The sequence below is a fragment of the Allobosea sp. BK604 genome (genome assembly GCF_004341515.1).
Classification (GTDB): domain Bacteria; phylum Pseudomonadota; class Alphaproteobacteria; order Rhizobiales; family Beijerinckiaceae; genus Allobosea.
Window position 1 is genome coordinate 36154 of the sequence record NZ_SLZF01000016.1, and the last position, 15867, is coordinate 52020.

General features: G+C 60.7%; 12 protein-coding genes. 4 read left to right on the plus strand and 8 right to left on the minus strand.

Annotated elements, in window-relative coordinates; genetic code table 11:
* Positions 1 to 13 precede the first annotated feature (13 nt).
* From EV560_RS34175 to hemB, 3 genes are all read right to left on the minus strand, one after another.
* Entirely contained in the window at positions 14 to 1258 is a 1245-nt protein-coding gene (locus tag EV560_RS34175) for a threonine ammonia-lyase (RefSeq protein WP_131860341.1), read from the minus strand.
* Positions 1259 to 1359: 101 nt separating this feature from the next.
* Positions 1360 to 2697, minus strand: coding sequence for a branched-chain amino acid ABC transporter permease (locus EV560_RS34180; protein ID WP_165923766.1), 1338 nt, complete (start codon positions 2695 to 2697; stop codon positions 1360 to 1362).
* Between the two features lie 98 nt (positions 2698 to 2795).
* Positions 2796 to 3869, minus strand: a complete 1074-nt coding sequence (gene hemB / locus EV560_RS34185) for a porphobilinogen synthase (RefSeq protein ID WP_131860343.1) — start codon at positions 3867 to 3869, stop codon at positions 2796 to 2798.
* Between the two features lie 202 nt (positions 3870 to 4071).
* Between hemB and EV560_RS34190 the strand changes: the two genes are divergently transcribed.
* The 4 genes from EV560_RS34190 to EV560_RS34205 all read left to right on the plus strand — a co-directional run bounded on the left by EV560_RS34190 (position 4072) and on the right by EV560_RS34205 (position 8110).
* On the plus strand, positions 4072 to 5127 hold the full coding sequence (locus tag EV560_RS34190) for an enoyl-CoA hydratase/isomerase family protein (RefSeq protein WP_131860344.1): 1056 nt from the start codon (positions 4072 to 4074) through the stop codon (positions 5125 to 5127).
* A 3-nt stretch (positions 5128 to 5130) separates the two neighbouring features.
* Complete coding sequence (locus EV560_RS34195; RefSeq protein WP_131860345.1) at positions 5131 to 5604, plus strand: DUF6163 family protein; 474 nt, start codon at positions 5131 to 5133, stop codon at positions 5602 to 5604.
* 426 nt (positions 5605 to 6030) lie between these two features.
* On the plus strand, positions 6031 to 6543 hold the full coding sequence (gene ldtR / locus EV560_RS34200) for a transcriptional regulator LdtR (RefSeq protein ID WP_131860346.1): 513 nt from the start codon (positions 6031 to 6033) through the stop codon (positions 6541 to 6543).
* 325 nt (positions 6544 to 6868) lie between these two features.
* Positions 6869 to 8110, plus strand: a complete 1242-nt coding sequence (locus EV560_RS34205) for a L,D-transpeptidase family protein (protein WP_131860347.1) — start codon at positions 6869 to 6871, stop codon at positions 8108 to 8110.
* A 194-nt stretch (positions 8111 to 8304) separates the two neighbouring features.
* Here EV560_RS34205 and grrM read toward each other — a convergent pair whose 3' ends face one another.
* From grrM to EV560_RS34230, 5 genes are read right to left on the minus strand one after another with little or no spacing between them, the layout of a single operon-like run.
* Positions 8305 to 9450 (minus strand): cyclophane-forming radical SAM/SPASM peptide maturase GrrM/OscB, encoded by a 1146-nt coding sequence (gene grrM / locus EV560_RS34210; protein WP_131860348.1) that lies wholly within the window; start codon positions 9448 to 9450, stop codon positions 8305 to 8307.
* Entirely contained in the window at positions 9435 to 9704 is a 270-nt protein-coding gene (locus tag EV560_RS34215) for a hypothetical protein (protein WP_131860349.1), read from the minus strand. Before EV560_RS34215 ends, grrM begins: the two co-directional genes overlap by 16 nt.
* Positions 9694 to 11313 carry a hypothetical protein gene (locus tag EV560_RS34220; RefSeq protein ID WP_131860350.1) on the minus strand — a complete coding sequence of 540 codons (1620 nt, stop codon included), beginning with the start codon at positions 11311 to 11313 and terminating at the stop codon, positions 9694 to 9696. The genes EV560_RS34215 and EV560_RS34220 overlap by 11 nt, the downstream gene beginning before the upstream one ends.
* 22 nt (positions 11314 to 11335) lie before the next feature.
* Positions 11336 to 13186, minus strand: coding sequence for an nSTAND1 domain-containing NTPase (locus EV560_RS34225; RefSeq protein WP_131860351.1), 1851 nt, complete (start codon positions 13184 to 13186; stop codon positions 11336 to 11338).
* Between the two features lie 3 nt (positions 13187 to 13189).
* Positions 13190 to 15298, minus strand: a complete 2109-nt coding sequence (locus EV560_RS34230; RefSeq protein WP_165923767.1) for a trypsin-like peptidase domain-containing protein — start codon at positions 15296 to 15298, stop codon at positions 13190 to 13192.
* Positions 15299 to 15867 lie beyond the last annotated feature (569 nt).

Genomic DNA, 15867 nt, shown 5'->3' on the forward strand with positions numbered 1-15867 from the left:
CCATAATGTTTGGTCAGCGCTCCTGTTCTGCAAGGCCGCGCGGCAGGATCCGGCGGGGTGCATAGCCATCCTCGCGCAGGGCCGCCTCGATCGCGCGCGTATGCGCCTCGCCGCGCGTCTCGACGGTGACGTCGATCGTCACGCCCTTGGCCGGAACGTCCAGGAAGAGCCGGCCATGGCTGACCTCGAGGATATTGGCGCCATGCTCGCCGAGCAGGCTCGCGACCTTGCCGAGCAGGCCGGGCCGGTCGCTGGCGGTCAGCCGGAAGGCGCAGATCCGCTCGTCGCGCTCGAGCTCGCGCACCATGATCGCCGCGAGCAGGCGGGTGTCGATATTGCCGCCGGTCAGCACGAGCCCGACCTTGCGGCCGCGATAACGCTCCGGCTCCTTCAGGATCGCGGCAAGGCCGATCGCGCCGGCGCCTTCCGCCAGCGAGTGCTGCAGGCTGGCATAGGCGTTGACCGCGCGCTCGATCAGGTCCTCGCCGATCAGCACGATATCGGCGGTCAGGCTCGCGACGACCGGCAGGGTCTGCTGGCCGACGGTCTTGACCGCAATGCCTTCGGCGAGCGTCGCGCCGCCGATGAAGAGGTCCTTGCCGTTGACCGCGTTGTAGAAGGACGGGTAGAGCGCGGCCTCGACGCCGATCAGCTCGATCTCCGGCTTGATCGCCTTCGCCGCGATGGCATTGCCGGCCATCAGCCCGCCGCCGCCGAGCGGGATCACCAGCATGTCGAGATCGGGCGCTTCGGCGAGCATCTCGCGCGCGACCGTGCCCTGGCCGGCCATCACCGCCGCATCGTCATAGGGGTGGACGAAAACCAGGGCCTCGCTCTCCGCGAGCTCACGCGCCTTCTGCGCGGATTCGTAGAGTGTTTCGCCATGCAGCACGACGCGGGCGCCATGGGCGCGGGTATTCTCGACCTTCACCAGCGGCGTCGTCTCCGGCATCACGATCGTCGCCGGGATGCCGAAACGGTGGGCGTGATAGGCGACGGCCTGGGCATGGTTGCCGGCCGACATGGCGATGACGCCGCGCTTCTTCTCATCGGCGTCGAGCGAGAGCAGCTTGTTGACCGCGCCGCGCTCCTTGAACGAGGCGGTCGCCTGCATGTTCTCGTGCTTGACCAGGATGGTCGCGCCAGTGAGCTCGGAGAGGCGCGGCGCCGGCACCAGCGGCGTGCGCAGCACATGGCCCTCGATCCGGCGTGCGGCGGCGTCGATATCGGCAGGGGTGATCGCGAAGGGCGCGCTCATCGTCGGTTTTCCACTCGAGTCCCGGATCGTTAAGTGTTCAGACCTGCACGCCTTCAGACCTGGCCATGTTCAGACTTGGCCATGTTCATACCTGGCCATGTTCATACTTGGCGTGGCGTCAACGCGCCCTCGCCGAAGAAGCCGCCGGGGCGCAGGATCAGCACGACGGCGAGCAAGCTATAGACGGCGAGGTCGCGCTGTTCGAGCGGCATTGTCGACGACCAGACGGCTTCGAACAGCGCGATGCTGAGCGCGCCGAGGCAGGCCCCCGAGACCGAGCCGATGCCGCCGAGAATGGCGGCGACCAGCGCCTTCAGCCCGAGCGTGAAGCCGCCGGCAAAGCCCATGCCGCCATAGATGATCGTGACGATCACGCCGGCCGCCCCGCAGCAGGCGCAGGCCAGGACCAGCGCCCTGTCGTGCACGGCGCGGGCATCGACGCCGAACAGCGCCGCCGTCCTGGCATCGTCCGAGACGGCCCGCCAGGCCCGGCCGAAGGACGAGTACTTGATCAGCAGCACCAGCCCGACCGCCGCCGCCAGCCCGAATGCCGCCAGCGCCAGCCCGACCGGCGTCACCGTGACGATGAAGCGGCCGGCCCGCGCCAGCGCCCAGGGCTCGTTGAAGACCGGCGGCAGCCAGCGCAGGTCCGGCCCCTGCGCCAGCCGCAAATATTCCGACAGGCCGATCGCGAGCCCGATCGTCGCGATCAGCACCTGCTGGCCGGTGGCCTTCTCCAGATGGCGCAGGACGAAGCGGCCCATGGCGAAGCCGTGGAAGGCCGAGACCGCCATGGCGACGACGAAGGCGACGAGCAGGCCCGAGACCGGCGTCGAGAGCGAGGCCGAGACCAGCAGCGCGACGCCGACGACGGAGGCCAGCGCGCCGAGCGACGCGAATTCGCCGAAACTCAGGATGATGCGGCCGGTCAGCCCGTAGATCAGCGCATAGGCCGAGGCGAGCAGCGCGTAGACCGCGGCCGAGGGCAGGGCGCTCAGGGTCTGCTGCAGGCCGTAGGCCAGCGCCGCCGGGATCTCCGGCAGGTCCTCGATGCGGGCCGAGCCCGGATCGGGCGGCGGCTCCTCGCGATTCTCCAGATAGAAGCGGCGCAGCAGGTAGAAGCTGGCATCGCTCATCGGCCTGCCATCGGCCGCGACGCCGATCAGCGCGCCGCGCTGCAGGCCGACGCCCTCGCCGGCGAAGAGGCAGTCGATGAAGCGGGTCCGCGCCGGCCCCTCGCCGAGCTCGACCTTGTAGATGATGCGCAACGTATTGGGCCTCGGCCCGACCGTGCCGCGCTCGACGGTGATGCGCGCCTCCGGCGGGTTCAGCGGCGGGATCGCCTGCCGGCACAGCCGCGTCTGGTCGGTGTCGAAGCGCTCGCCGCAGCCGACGAGCGCCAGGCCGAGGAGAATCAGCAGGAGGAGGGCGGGGCGCATTGTCGCGACGCTACCGCGGGATTGTCCGTGTTCAAACATGGCGTCATCCCTGCGCTCCGCTTCGCTGCGGCCGGGATGAGGCGCGGGTTCTGGCAGCCTTACGCCAAGGCCTTCAGCTTCTCGGCCACGCGCGGTGCGAAATAGGTCAGCACCCCGTCGGCGCCGGCGCGCTTGAAGGCGATCAGGCTCTCCAGCATCGCCTTGTCGCCGTCGAGCCAGCCATTCTGGGCGGCGGCCTGGATCATCGCGTATTCGCCGGAGACCTGGTAGGCGAAGGTCGGCACCCGGAAATGCTCCTTCACCCGCGCGACCACGTCGAGATAGGGCAGGCCCGGCTTGATCATCACCATGTCGGCGCCCTCCTCGAGATCGAGCGCGACCTCGGCGATGGCCTCGTCGGTATTCGCCGGGTCCATCTGATAGGTGCGCTTGTCGCCGATCAGCGTCGCATTGGTGCCGATCGCATCGCGGAACGGGCCATAGAAGGCCGAGGCGTATTTCGCCGCATAGGCCATGATCTGGACCTCGTCGAAACCGGCTTCGTCCAGCTCGGCGCGGATCGCCCCGACCCGCCCGTCCATCATGTCCGACGGCGCGATCACGTCGGCGCCGGCCTCGGCCAGCGCCAGCGCCTGCTGGGTCAGGATGCCGACGCTGGCATCGTTGAGCACGGTCTCGCCCGACATCACCCCGTCATGGCCGTGCGAGGTGTAGGGATCGAGCGCCGCATCGCAGATGATGCCGAGCTCTGGCACCTCCTGCTTGATCGCCCGCACCGCCCGGCACATCAGGTTGCGCGTGTTCAGCGCTTCCGAGCCGGTCGCGTCGCGCAGCGACTTCTCGACATTGGGGAAGGGCGCGATGGCGGGGATGCCGAGCCTGGCGGCCTGCACGCTCTGGCGCACCGCCTCCTCGATATTCAGCCGGTCGACGCCGGGCATCCAGGCGATGGGCGTGCGCGCCTCCGACGAATCGACCAGGAAGATCGGCCAGATCAGGTCGTTGGTCGTCAGCACCGACTCGCGCACCAGCCGGCGCGACCATTCGGCCTTGCGGTTGCGCCGCATGCGCCGGGTCAGGCCGAGCGTATCCGCCTGCTGGGCCGCGGCGGAAGGCGCCTCGTCACGCCGTGCCAGCGCACCCGGAAACGGCCGTACAACCCGCGATGCCATGAATGCCTCCGCCCGTTCCGGGCCGTCGCTCTTGTTCGTTATGACGTCCTTATCACATCGGAACCATTCCAAAACAGGGGTGGATGGTCGCAACTGCAAAGCCGGGTTGCGGCAGCCGCGCGCGTTGACAAGCGCCGCCGGCCCGGCCCAGAACCGCCCGGCAACCCGGCCGCACGAGCAATGACTGTCTCACGAGCACTGAATGTCTGAGGACCCCGAGATCATCTGCGAAATCCGCGGCGCGGCCGGGGTCGTCATCCTCAACCGGCCGAAGGCGCTGAATGCGCTGAGCCACGGCATGGTGCGCGAGCTCGCCCGCGCGCTCGCCGCCTGGGAGCACGATCCCAAGGTCACGCGCATCGTGCTGATGGCGGCGGGCGAGAAGGCCTTCTGCGCCGGCGGCGATATCCGCGCGTTGCATGATCTCGGACGCGCCGGCAAGTTTGACGAAATGCTCGCCTTCTGGGCCGAGGAATATGTCCTCAACGCCCATATCCAGCGCTATCCCAAGCCCTATATCTCGCTGATCGACGGCATCGTCATGGGCGGCGGCGTCGGCGTCTCCCTGCATGGCCGCTATCGCGTCGCCGGCGAGCGCTATCTCTTCGCCATGCCGGAGGTCGGCATCGGCTTCTTCCCGGATGTCGGCGCGACCTATGCCTTGCCGCGCCTGCCGGGCGCCGCCGGCATCTATCTGGCGCTGACGGGCGATCGTGTCGGCGCCGCCGATGCGCTGGCGCTCGGCCTTGCCACCCATGCCGTGCCGAGCGCGCGCATGGCCGAGCTCGCCGACGCCCTGACCGGGCGCGGCGCGGTCGACGACATCCTCGCCGAATTCACCCATGACCCCGGCCCGGAACAGCTCGCGTCCAACCGCGCCACCATCGCCGAATGCTTCGGCGCGCCCGATCTGGCCGGAATCCGCGACCGGCTCGCGCTCAAGGCCAGGGAGGGCGATACGTTCGCCGCCAAGGCGCTGCAGACCGTCGCGGTGAAATCGCCGACCAGCGTCGCCATCACCTTCGAGCAGATGCGCCGCGGCGCGACGCTCGACTTCGCCGAGGCGATGCGCACGGAATATCGCATCGTCTCGCGCGTCGCCCGCAGCCCGGAATTCTACGAGGGCGTGCGCGCGGTCGTCATCGACAAGGACCATGCCCCGCGCTGGCAGCCCGCCAGCCTCGACGCCGTCGATCCGGATGCCATCGCCGCCTATTTCGCGCCGCTCGGCGCCGACGAACTCGATCTGGAGCAATAGGGCATGGCGCTCGGGCGCGGCGAAACGGATACCCAGCGCGGCCAGCGCGTCGTCGGCAATCCCGGCCTGGACGCGCCCGGCCTGGCGGAGAAGCCGCGCCGCCTGATGCGCTGGCGGCTCCTGCTGGTCTGGCTGCTGCGCCTGCTCTCGATCGCCTGGATGGCCAAGGGCCTGCTCGCCTGGGCGGCGATCTTCGGCATCGGCACCGAGGGCCAGCTCCCGTTCGAGGAGCAGCTGCTGAGCTCGCAGGCGATCACGGTCTATTTCGCGGTGATCGATCTCGTCGCCGCGGTCGGGCTCTGGCTGACCAGCACCTGGGGCGGCGTGCTCTGGCTGCTGGCGGCGGTCAGCCAGCTCCTGCTCGGCTTCTTCTTCCCGCGGCTGCTGCCGATCACGCCCTATCTGATCGCCTCTTATGTGGCGCTGATGGCGGCCTATTTCCTGGCGACCTGGGCAGCGGAGAACGAGGAGACCTGAGCCCTCGGCAGGGGAGGGTGCGCATCGGCCCGAAAAGTGGATCGCGGTTTTCGGAAAAGCCGATGCGGAAACAACGCATCGGCCCGAAAAGTGGATCGCGGTTTTTGGAAAAAGCCGATGCGGAAACAACGCATCGGCCCGAAAAGTGGATCGCGGTTTTCGGGAAAAGCCGATGCGGAAACAAGGGGCCGGATTAGCGGACCGGATGAGATCCGGTCCGCTGATCCGGCCCGTCGATTGCGCAGAGTCTTGGTAACAAACGCTTTAGCTTAAGCAATTCTGGCTTCATGTTGGATTCACCCAAAGGGGTAAATCCCTGATTCATCCTGATATTTAAACTCGTTTTCATCCGTGCCGCCTATGGTGTTCCTCAGAAGCGGACCGGGAGAAAAATCCTGGCCGATATTCAACAGGCGGGATTATACCATGAAAGCGAGCGTAAAGACTTCGGCTCCGGCCAAGTCAGAGGAAGTTCAACTCAAGGTGAAGCCCCTTTACCTTGAGTCCCTCACTCTGGTGGAGCGGCTGCATCGTCGCCTGCTCGATGTCATCAAGGACGAGTTCGAGCGCCGCAACCGCGACGACGTCAACAGCGTCCAGGCGCTGCTGCTCTACAATATCGGCGATGCCGAGCTCAGCGCCAGCGAGCTGCGGACGCGCGGCTACTATCTCGGCTCGAACGTCTCCTACAACGTCAAGAAGCTGGTCGAGCTCGGCTATCTTCACCACGCCCGTTCGCGCATCGACCGCCGCTCGGTCCGCATCAGCCTGACCGAGAAGGGCCGCGACGTGCACAATCTCGTGAAGGGCGTCTACGACAAGCATGTTCAGACGGTCGAGCAGATCGGTGGCATCGCCGCCGATGATTTCGAGCGCATGAACAACGCCCTGCTGCGGCTCGAGCGCTTCTGGACCGACCAGATCCGCTACAAGCTCTGATTTCGGGCCTCGAGAGCCGCGTCGCGCGGCTTTTCCCGCCAGTTCTTCAGCCTCCGCCGCGCGGAGGCTGAAGCTTGCGCAGCTCTCGCGGCCGCGTCGGATCTTCGCCCGAGCTGTGGCTGAGATCACGCAGGTCGCCTGCAAAACCGCTCTCTGCCTCCATTGCGCCCCCACTGCCCTAAAAACGCCGCGCTCACGCGACGTTAACTCTGGTATTGGATCGTCGCTCGCAGCCGGGCCGCCTTCCGAGGCGTAGGCCCGATTGCTGTCTTGCGACGCTTTGGGCGCGCAGCTTTGCTGTATGAGGACTTGGAAGAGGGGTGTTATGTCGAATTTCTGCCTGACCCGCCGTGAAACCGTGCTGGCGCTGCTCTCGGGCGTCGCGGCAAGCGCGGCAGCGCCGGCCTTCGCCCAGCAGGCGGAGTGGCGGCAGAGCTACGATTCCGGCGCCCGCAACGCGGTGCTGCGCTCCTCGACCCCGATGCTCTCCCCGGAAAGCCTCCAGGCCACCGAGCAGGCCATCGCCGCCTATCGCGATCTCGCCGCCCGCGGCGGCTGGCCGATGCTGCAGGTCAGCGAGCGCCTGAGCGTCGGCTCGCGCGGCCCCGGCGTCGTGGCGCTGCGCCAGCGCCTGATCGTCACCGGTGATCTCGATGCCAATGCCGGCACCAGCAATGTCTTCGATTCCTATGTCGAGGCCGGGCTGCGCCAGTTCCAGTCGCGCGTCGGCCTTTCCACCACGGGCACGCTGACCAAGGCGACGCTGGCCGCGCTCAACGTGCCGATCGACCGCCGCATCCGTCAGCTCGAGACCAATGTCGTGCGCCTGCGCACCTGGTCGGGCAGTCTCGGCCAGCGCTATGTCGTCGCCAATATCCCGGCCGCGATGGTCGAGACGGTCGAGAACGGCCATGTCGCGACGCGCCATGCCGCCGGCGTCGGCAAGATCGACCGTCAGTCGCCGCTGCTGCAGACCAAGATCCCCGAAGTCAATTTCAACCCGACCTGGACGGTTCCCGCTTCGATCATCCGCAAGGATCTGATCCCGAAGATGCAGAAGGAGCCGAACTACCTCACCGAGAACAAGATCCGCATCATCGGCCCGAACGGCGAGATCCCGCCGGACCGGGTCAACTGGCGCTCGGACGAGGCGACCCGCTACACCTTCCGCCAGGATCCTGGCGGCGACTTCAACTCGCTCGGCTTCGTACGCATCAACATCCCGAGCCCGCACGGCGTCTACATGCACGACACGCCCTCGAAGGGCATCTTCGGCGACGATTACCGCTTCGTCTCCTCGGGCTGCATCCGCGTCCAGAACGTGCGCGACTACATTGCCTGGCTGCTCAAGAACACGCCCGGCTGGGACCGCGCCAAGATCGACGAGGTCATCGCCTCCGGCGAGCGCATCAACGCCCGCATCGCCGACCCGGTGGCCTGCTACTGGGTCTATGTCACCGCCTGGGCGACCCCGGACGGCGGCGTCCAGTTCCGCGACGACATCTACAACAAGGACGGCCTCGGCCCGGCCCCGGTCGCCGCGCTGCAGGGCGAGCAGGATATCTGAGCGAGCTGACTGCTTAGGTTCGCGAAATGGGGATGGGCCCGCCGGGTGACTGGCTGGCCTTTTTTTGTTGGCGGGGGAGGCGGGTAGCCGAATCTCCGCAGAATCAATGAGTAATTGGCTAGATAAATTTGGATTAGATTTAAATGTATGCTGTCGTACAAGGGGCAGGAAACGAACGAGTCGCTTATCAATGCTCAAATTGTTAGCCTCGCTTCGATGTCAGCCAAGATCACGTCGGCCACAACTTGTTTTGTGAGTTGGCAATGAAGGGTTTCGGTTCCGGTGAACGTGCCATGTTCTGCCAATTTGTTGGAAGGCGCTCCGCCTAGGCAAACGTTGAAATAAACGCAATTTGATCGGCATGCTTCAACGCCGGTTTGGATATCTCGCCAGATGCGCTGGAAACAGTCTCCTTTTAGAACATCAGCGAATTGATCGCCGGGCAATTGACCGATCGACAGATCGCCCAATACCGGATCTTTCAGACCAGCGAGTTCCGGCGAGAAAGTGTAAAGCGCGCCGCGCGACGACACCGAAACGAACCCAAAAGGTTCGTTTTGAGAATTCCCCGCCAAGTCGCCGAAACCAGATTGTCGGAGGTTAGAGAGCACTTCCCTTTGCTCCCGAATAGCGAGAAGAGGCTCTGTTCTTTGAGCAAGATCGATCACTGCGTGGAAGAAGCGCCGGAACCTCGCGACGACATCAGCGCCGTGCAAACTTGAAATTCGGTTTGCGCCCTCCACTTCGTCGATATTGAATCCGACGTTGTATATTCCCTCTCCAACGAAAAAATCGACGATCTCTTGCGCAACATCCAGCGTCTTGTCGCCAACGACACAGATGACATGGAATGGAATATTGCGACGACGCAATAGATCGATACCCTTCATGACCCTTGCATGGGTGCCCAGACCGGACCGCGTCCGCCGCCGCGAATCGTGCAACCACGCGGGTCCATCGAGGCTTACGCCGAGCCGGATCTCATGCTCGAGAAACAGGTCGCACCAAGATGGATCAATGAGCATTCCATTGGTCTGCATCGCGTGCGGGATGGACCTTTGCGTCACGGATGAGATGCGCGCGAACGCGGCCTTGTACCATTCCGGAGGAACGACTAGGGGCTCGCCCGCATGCCAGACGATCGTAAAGTCAGGTGCGGGAAGTGCCGCATCGAAGACGAAGCGAACGGCCGCCTCGACGACATCTAGTGGCATACGGTGGCGGTCGGTGCGATCCGGAAGGTAACAGTAACTGCAGTCGATATTGCAGAAAGGCGTTGGTTGGAGCACAAGCAAGCGCGTTCGCCCGACGCAACTCGCTGCAGTCAATAATTTCGCCACCCGTTGCCCCAGTTCGGAAAATTGCCGAAATTCGGGAAATTCGGAAAGTACTGAGCGAAGCGCTGGCGATGTTGCGGTGGTAGATCAACCCACGTCAGATCGTCGATCGCCCGCAAGTAAGCGCCACGAATTTCCGAAAGTCTTTCGATCGGTCGACTGTCCGGTGCAACGCCGGGCTGGCTTGCGGATGCCGGTGGCGCCAATCCCGCCAAGGCGGCAAGGCCCAGACCTACAATCTTTCCATCATTCGCCATTGTTATTACTCAAGGTCGCAGGGAAATCCGGAACCGGTACCTTATCGCATTCTAGTCGCTTGCAGTCTACGCTCCATTCTGTCCTGCGCGCGGACTCTCGTTGACGCCCAATCCATCGGGCATTCAAAAGGTCTTTGAATCGATCGCGGTCCACAATGTAGCGCCACACATCGCCGTTCTCTTCGCGAACATAGAGATCGCCTTCGTATATAGTCGCCCGAGTTAATTTATGGGAGCGAAAGGCTATCGATACTCGTGAGTTATCGATCGAAAGATTATTATTCTCACTCGATATGAATACGACGTTGTCGTATAGATTAGTCTCATCATCTCTCCACGATTCTATGCTTATATGTTCCTCAAGTAAAATAGAGCCAAATTTAACTGGAGTTTTTTGCTTGTAGTCGCATTTGTATACATGTTTTTTCGCTCTGCCTCCGTCAACTGAGTGCGGTTCTCCCTGTTGGCATGAATCGACTGAGGTGTCAGGTTTAGAATTTTCGATAAGAGAGATTATATTTTCATTCGTTTCACCCATGGCGGCCCGCGGATTGATTAGACCGGTCGACGTCCACAATAAAAAATAAAAACTATCTGTTTTTTTAACTAAGCCGGCCTCAGATCTGGATTTATCTGAGAATGCGAACCCCGCAGTATCCTTGTTGTTGTAAAAGCGTACATTTCCAGATTTCACGCTCTCCGTCAGCGCGTCAAATACTTCTTTGTTTCTATTTTTCCAAGTCTCTGAGCTCGGTAGGTTCTTGATATTACGAAGATCGCCGTCTACTAAAACGTGCCACTTCTCATCTTTTGCTCTTATCCAACGTAAGTGCATCAAAAAGGGCTGGGACCACTCATTCTCCCACGCTAGCAACCATCGTGCGTCGCCGGACAGGCACAGTAACCCCGAATAGGAGGATGGCAGACCAAGATTGGCTTGCTCGATTGCGCGGTCATCTGCATAGGGTATCCACTGCCGGCGTCCTGATTGCGCTCCTTCCATCTTTCCCATCGGATGTGTGCCTGGCGTGGTGGCGGGTGTGGACACAGTCGCTACTTCGCGAATAGAAAAATTCTGGCCACCCGCCCCAGGCGAGTTGGGCCGGCCCGATATGCGTGGCGTTTCGGATTGTGATGTTGCGCAATCTGCGTCTTCTAGATTTTTATGGTCAATTGACGTATATTTCAGCGAAAGGTCGCTAAGTGTTTGGCGCATATTTTTGTCGAGTGTAGAAACTGTACGTGCCAAGGCAGTTTTGTCCGATTTCCATGCCGATTCGCCGTGCTTGTCTATTAGATTGAGAGCCGCATATATCTCTCGGTCCGCCTCCATTGTCCTTAGCGAAGAAGGGTTGCTCTGCGAGGAAATAAGACTAGAAAGAGAAATTTGCGTTACGGCACTCGAAAGCCCTGAGTTAATGCCTATAATGAATGTCACGGCCGCAATTCCTAGCGTCAGTATCGCCAGTATGAGCAGGTGAGCTCTATATCGAACCGTGAACGCGCGACCTCGCCGAGAAGCAAAAATGGCGGACCTCAAATCGTCCATTCTGCGATCGACATTGCGCTCAATCTTGTCACCCTGCGCAACCCAAGATGTCTTCGTCATCGCTGCCACCCGTCGGTCTGCATTAAGCCTTACTGCGCGCGAGCAACGCACGGCACCAGCCTGTGCTGAACGTCCGATCGTCGCCGAAGACGTTGGCCAGAAGCCCAGTCATCGCCGTTTCAGAAATGATGGATCTCGCCCAGACCTCGTTTTCGGCGTTTATCCAGTTCAGCAGCCCAATGGGACTCCACAAGTTCGAGGGAGCGCGGCGCATTCCGACCGCCCGGTCGATCTCGATCAGTTGCTCCTCCCTGTCCTGCGCATCCTTCCAAAGCTCCTGATATAGGTTCCAGCCGCGGATGAAAGCTTCATGGACGACCGTATACTTCAACTCGGCCCCATCCGGAGTGAGTTCAATCAAGCCAGCCGCCATAAAGAAGCCGAGAGTCATTTCGATGATTTCGGCGGAGATCGACGTTTGCTTTCGGCTATCCAATTCGCGTTCCGCGACGCCGGACGCGTCCAGGATCTCGGCGAGTGACGCGAAAGCCCGTTTTGGATTGCCGCGGTCGTCGCGCTTGGCGAGTAGCGTCAGGGCGACCGTAATGAGTGAGCCGATCTCGCGTCGCGCCAGGCTGGCGGCGCGGGTATCAGCCCCGCGTCTGTCGGCTTCGTTGCGCCGTAGACCCGGCTGCGAACGGATGACCTGCCAGCGCTTCTCGGCGCTCGCCATCGCCTCGGCGAGAATGCGATCCGCCTGGGCGTTCAGGCAGCCGCGCAACGTGCCAAGTTTCGGATCGGCCCAGCCTGGAACGGCCTGAAGATCGCTCGCCTCTACCTGAAGTTCCTCCGGGTCCGTCTCGCTCCAGCGTTGCACGGCACGGTCCCAGACGATCGGCAAGAGGTGCTGCGTCAACGGCAGCTTATCGGCTGCGAGCAGAACGCGATCGCCGGCGCGATAGGTTTCCAGAAGCGCCTCTAGCGCCGTCTCGGTAAAGGGTTGCCTGGATGCCAGTCCCCAGGATGCTAACACCACCTTTGCGGGTCCTTGGATGGCTTTGGCCAGTTCAGCCTTGCCCATCAGGTCGACGAGATAGAGAGAGCCATTGATGACCTTCGCCAAGCCGTCATGTTCTGCGCAGCGGTGCAGCTCCTCACTGCGCGCGGTGACGGCCAAAAACAACGAGGCAGGAGGATCGTTGTAGATCGACTTGACCAAGGCAATCATCTGTTTGCGATCAAGCTCTCCAACATCGTCTTCAAATACTTCTTCAAACTGATCGAGGACGATCAGGAGATTCGGCGGGCCGGCGGTCGCGGCGCCAGATAGAATTGTATCAAGCGTATACAACTTGGCCACGATACTGCGAACCGCGTCGATACTGATAATCCGACCTTCTTTGGCATCAGGCTCGTTCTCGTAGAGTAGCTGCTCTACAGCTTTCAGGCATTGCGATAAGACCGCTTCCGGCGAGTCGTTCTCGTCGACTCCCTTAAGTTTGAACGTCTTCCTCAGCGCGTCGTAACATAGCTTTTTTACGCTTACGTCTTTGGCGCGATCAATGATCGGCGCGATAATGTCGTCGACAAAAGCCTGTACGAATCTTGCAGAAGGCGCCTCGCCCGGCCTGAATTGCAGCGAGTACCATACACCAACACGCTGCGTGATCGGCTCGGCACGCAAGCTCGGGATCAGACCGGCCTTGACTAGCGAAGACTTTCCAGACCCGGAGCCGCCGAGCACGAAGACAACGTTTCGTTCGGCCATGAGTTCGCGCAACTCGTCGATTTGTTCGTCGCGACCAAAAAAAAGATCCGCCTCGGAGCTACCGAAGCTGCGCAACCCCGGGAAAGGTTGAACAGAGAAATTGCGATCAGGGGTAGTGCTGTCCCGCACAGTCCGCCATTTTGCGATGAAATCGTCTCGTTGCATGATTTATACATTCGCCAATGTACGAACCGATGCAATCTTGCGCCGGATATGACTTTGTTGGGCCGGATCTGCTATATAACCATCATCATTTTCCGTCATTTGCAGCAAAAGCCAGTTTGGCAACCGTGCATTGCCGTTGAATTCCGGCATCAAAGGGAAATTTTTAGAGCGAACGAGCACCGCTATTCTCAAAAGCCTCAAACTTCCCGCCGCACGTTCGAGCCCGTTATCGATTTGCCTGTTTAGTCCTCGAAAAGCTTCGATTGTGAGAGCCTCTGTGGTCGGCTCGGTCAAGCGAAAGTAGTCGCTTAGCGCGAGAATGCGTACTCCCGTCGGCGGGATGCCGGCGACCACTTGGCTGACGCGGCCTTCGCTCGGGAGAAACGGGCGCCAGTCAGGTTCGGGTTGGCCAGCTGCCTCGATCAAGCTGTGCCTAATGGCCTGCTCAAGTCGTTCGATTTTCTGAGCTTCATCACTAGTCATCTTGTCGCTGGATGGTAGCTCCACGTGCAGGTAAATTTCATTTGCTTGCCTCTCAGGCGGATCAATAGTGCTGGCCAGCCATTGGACCAGCTCCGGAGCCGTTCCGTTGCTAGCGTGGATTGGCGGTCGCGCAAGCTTGTCCCAAACCCTTCCGGGGCGCCATAACACAGCGGGCGCCGCCAACAACTGCCGGCGCGGCATCGCGTCATCCGGAGCGTCGGCCGAGATAGCGAGATGTTCGCGCAGCTTGACGACGAGGTCGTCCGCAGAGGCATCCACCTTCGCATGGGGATCGGCGATCAAGCGAACGAAGACGGGCTTGCTCTCGAACAAAAGGTCTCGCGCTGCGACGTCCAGCGGGGGATCCAGCCAACCATCGCCCCACTGCTTGAGCGCGAGGGGAGGCGTCATGCCAGCCGCGGCTGCTCCAAGCGCGGCAAGGCCCGCAATGGCTGGCGGACCGGATGCGTTGACCGGCTCTCCTAAAAGCACAATCGTTTTGGGACGATCCGGCAGCGGAAGGGGCTCAGGAGGGGGAAGGGGAGGATACGTTGGTGGCAAAATTCCTTGAGAAAGCAGAACATCGGCGATCAGATAGATAGGAACGCCTTGATTGTACTCGGCGTGAGTTCTGCGCCGCGGGTCGCCGGCGTGATGCAGCGCGACAACTGACAAATTGATGTCAAGGACGGGTGATCCTGATGAGCCTTCGTCAGTGCTCGCATTGTAACGCATTCGAAAACGCGGGGCTTCGAGGAGATCCCCATGCGATTCCGCCAATTGATTACCCGCTGCGTATTGATAAACTCTAATCTTATCACCAGGTTTGTAGTTTTTTCTATTTCGTATATCAATAACACCGCGAGGTGCGCCTTTTTCGGCGGTGTCTTGACCCACATACTCCGCCATTCGTAGCACGGCAAAATCTAGCTGTTCAATGGTCGGCGGCTCTTCATCAATGCCGTCGTCGTAGGCTGCATAGGGAGATGACTTAACAAGCCATTTTTCTTGGACTAACCGCGCAATTCTATCAGGGTAGTGGCTCGAGAAGTCAAAAACGCACCTAATTTGGTCTCCGCTTAATCCGATCGAGTCCTCAATAACATGGTAATTTGTTAGAACCAAATTATCGGCTATAAGGAATCCTGTTCCATGGAAATTACCTCTCGATTCTATTCTACAAATTCGCCTCTGAATTGAGGCTATTTCATTCATGGTAATTATATTGCTGGTTAAGGTTTTGCGCTCAAGGATCGTTCTACGATTCTGGTTGGGATGATCATCTTCGGGTATGTTTTTTCGACCAGATTCTTGAGCGGTTTGCGGGGGGTACATTATACTTTTCGGGGACTCTGCTAATTTGAGAACGAATAATAAATTAGAAATTCCGCTATTGGAACTGCGCTCATCGCGAATTGTATCAATAAACAATTCGATCAAATTCTCTGAATTCAAATATTCGATCAAGTAATAGCATTTCTTCTGGAAGGAAATGTTTCTATCTACTAAGGAAAAAAAATTGATATTCATCCTACGATAGAGGGTATCTGTTAGCTCCGGTTCAGTGAAGGCTCCTGCGACCGCTAATCTGATCGCTTCGCGCTGATGCGGGTTCCAATCGATTGGCATCACGAGTTTCCAGCCGTCATGCGACCCAAGGTTGAGCATAATAGTGGCACAAACTCTATTGAACGACAACTAGTTGTTGCGTTATGGCGGCTAAGAGATGGGCGGCGTGACGATTGCAAGGGGGGCGACAGCGCGGTGTTGGAGATTGCACCGCACTAACTCCATCCAGAGCAGTATTTTTCTTTGGGAACCAGCGCGTTTGCCATTCCGCCAAAAGACGCCCGCGTTCGATTGCGTTGGCTCAGCAGGAGGCTGCTAGTCATTTCCCTGCTCTGAGAAGCCGAGTTTCTCAAAGATGTCGAAGATCGTGCTGTAGAACTGGAAGAACAGCATGTCGGAAATGATTCCTGTCGGATGGGCGCCAGGGCTTGAAGCTTGTCGATGCGCTTGTAGCCGAGCTTCGTTTCGAGAGGCGTCGGCGGCCAGACTTCCTCAACATCGCCCCATGTCGCGAGCGCAGTACCAATCTGGTTCCCATGATACCGGGTATGAAGACGACGAGGAGCCGCGCACCCCGAGGGTAAGCGCTGCGCTGCGGCACATCATCCAGGCTCGCTATCGCCCTTGAT

Coding starts and splice junctions, on each gene's coding strand:
- EV560_RS34175 (WP_131860341.1), bottom strand. CDS start 1,258: ATGAGCGCGCCCTTCGCGATCACCCCTGCCGATATCGACGCCGCCGCA.
- EV560_RS34180 (WP_165923766.1), bottom strand. CDS start 2,697: ATGCGCCCCGCCCTCCTCCTGCTGATTCTCCTCGGCCTGGCGCTCGTC.
- hemB (WP_131860343.1), bottom strand. CDS start 3,869: ATGGCATCGCGGGTTGTACGGCCGTTTCCGGGTGCGCTGGCACGGCGT.
- EV560_RS34190 (WP_131860344.1), top strand. CDS start 4,072: ATGTCTGAGGACCCCGAGATCATCTGCGAAATCCGCGGCGCGGCCGGG.
- EV560_RS34195 (WP_131860345.1), top strand. CDS start 5,131: ATGGCGCTCGGGCGCGGCGAAACGGATACCCAGCGCGGCCAGCGCGTC.
- ldtR (WP_131860346.1), top strand. CDS start 6,031: ATGAAAGCGAGCGTAAAGACTTCGGCTCCGGCCAAGTCAGAGGAAGTT.
- EV560_RS34205 (WP_131860347.1), top strand. CDS start 6,869: ATGTCGAATTTCTGCCTGACCCGCCGTGAAACCGTGCTGGCGCTGCTC.
- EV560_RS34215 (WP_131860349.1), bottom strand. CDS start 9,704: ATGGCGAATGATGGAAAGATTGTAGGTCTGGGCCTTGCCGCCTTGGCG.
- EV560_RS34220 (WP_131860350.1), bottom strand. CDS start 11,313: ATGACGAAGACATCTTGGGTTGCGCAGGGTGACAAGATTGAGCGCAAT.
- EV560_RS34225 (WP_131860351.1), bottom strand. CDS start 13,186: ATGCAACGAGACGATTTCATCGCAAAATGGCGGACTGTGCGGGACAGC.
- EV560_RS34230 (WP_165923767.1), bottom strand. CDS start 15,298: ATGCCAATCGATTGGAACCCGCATCAGCGCGAAGCGATCAGATTAGCG.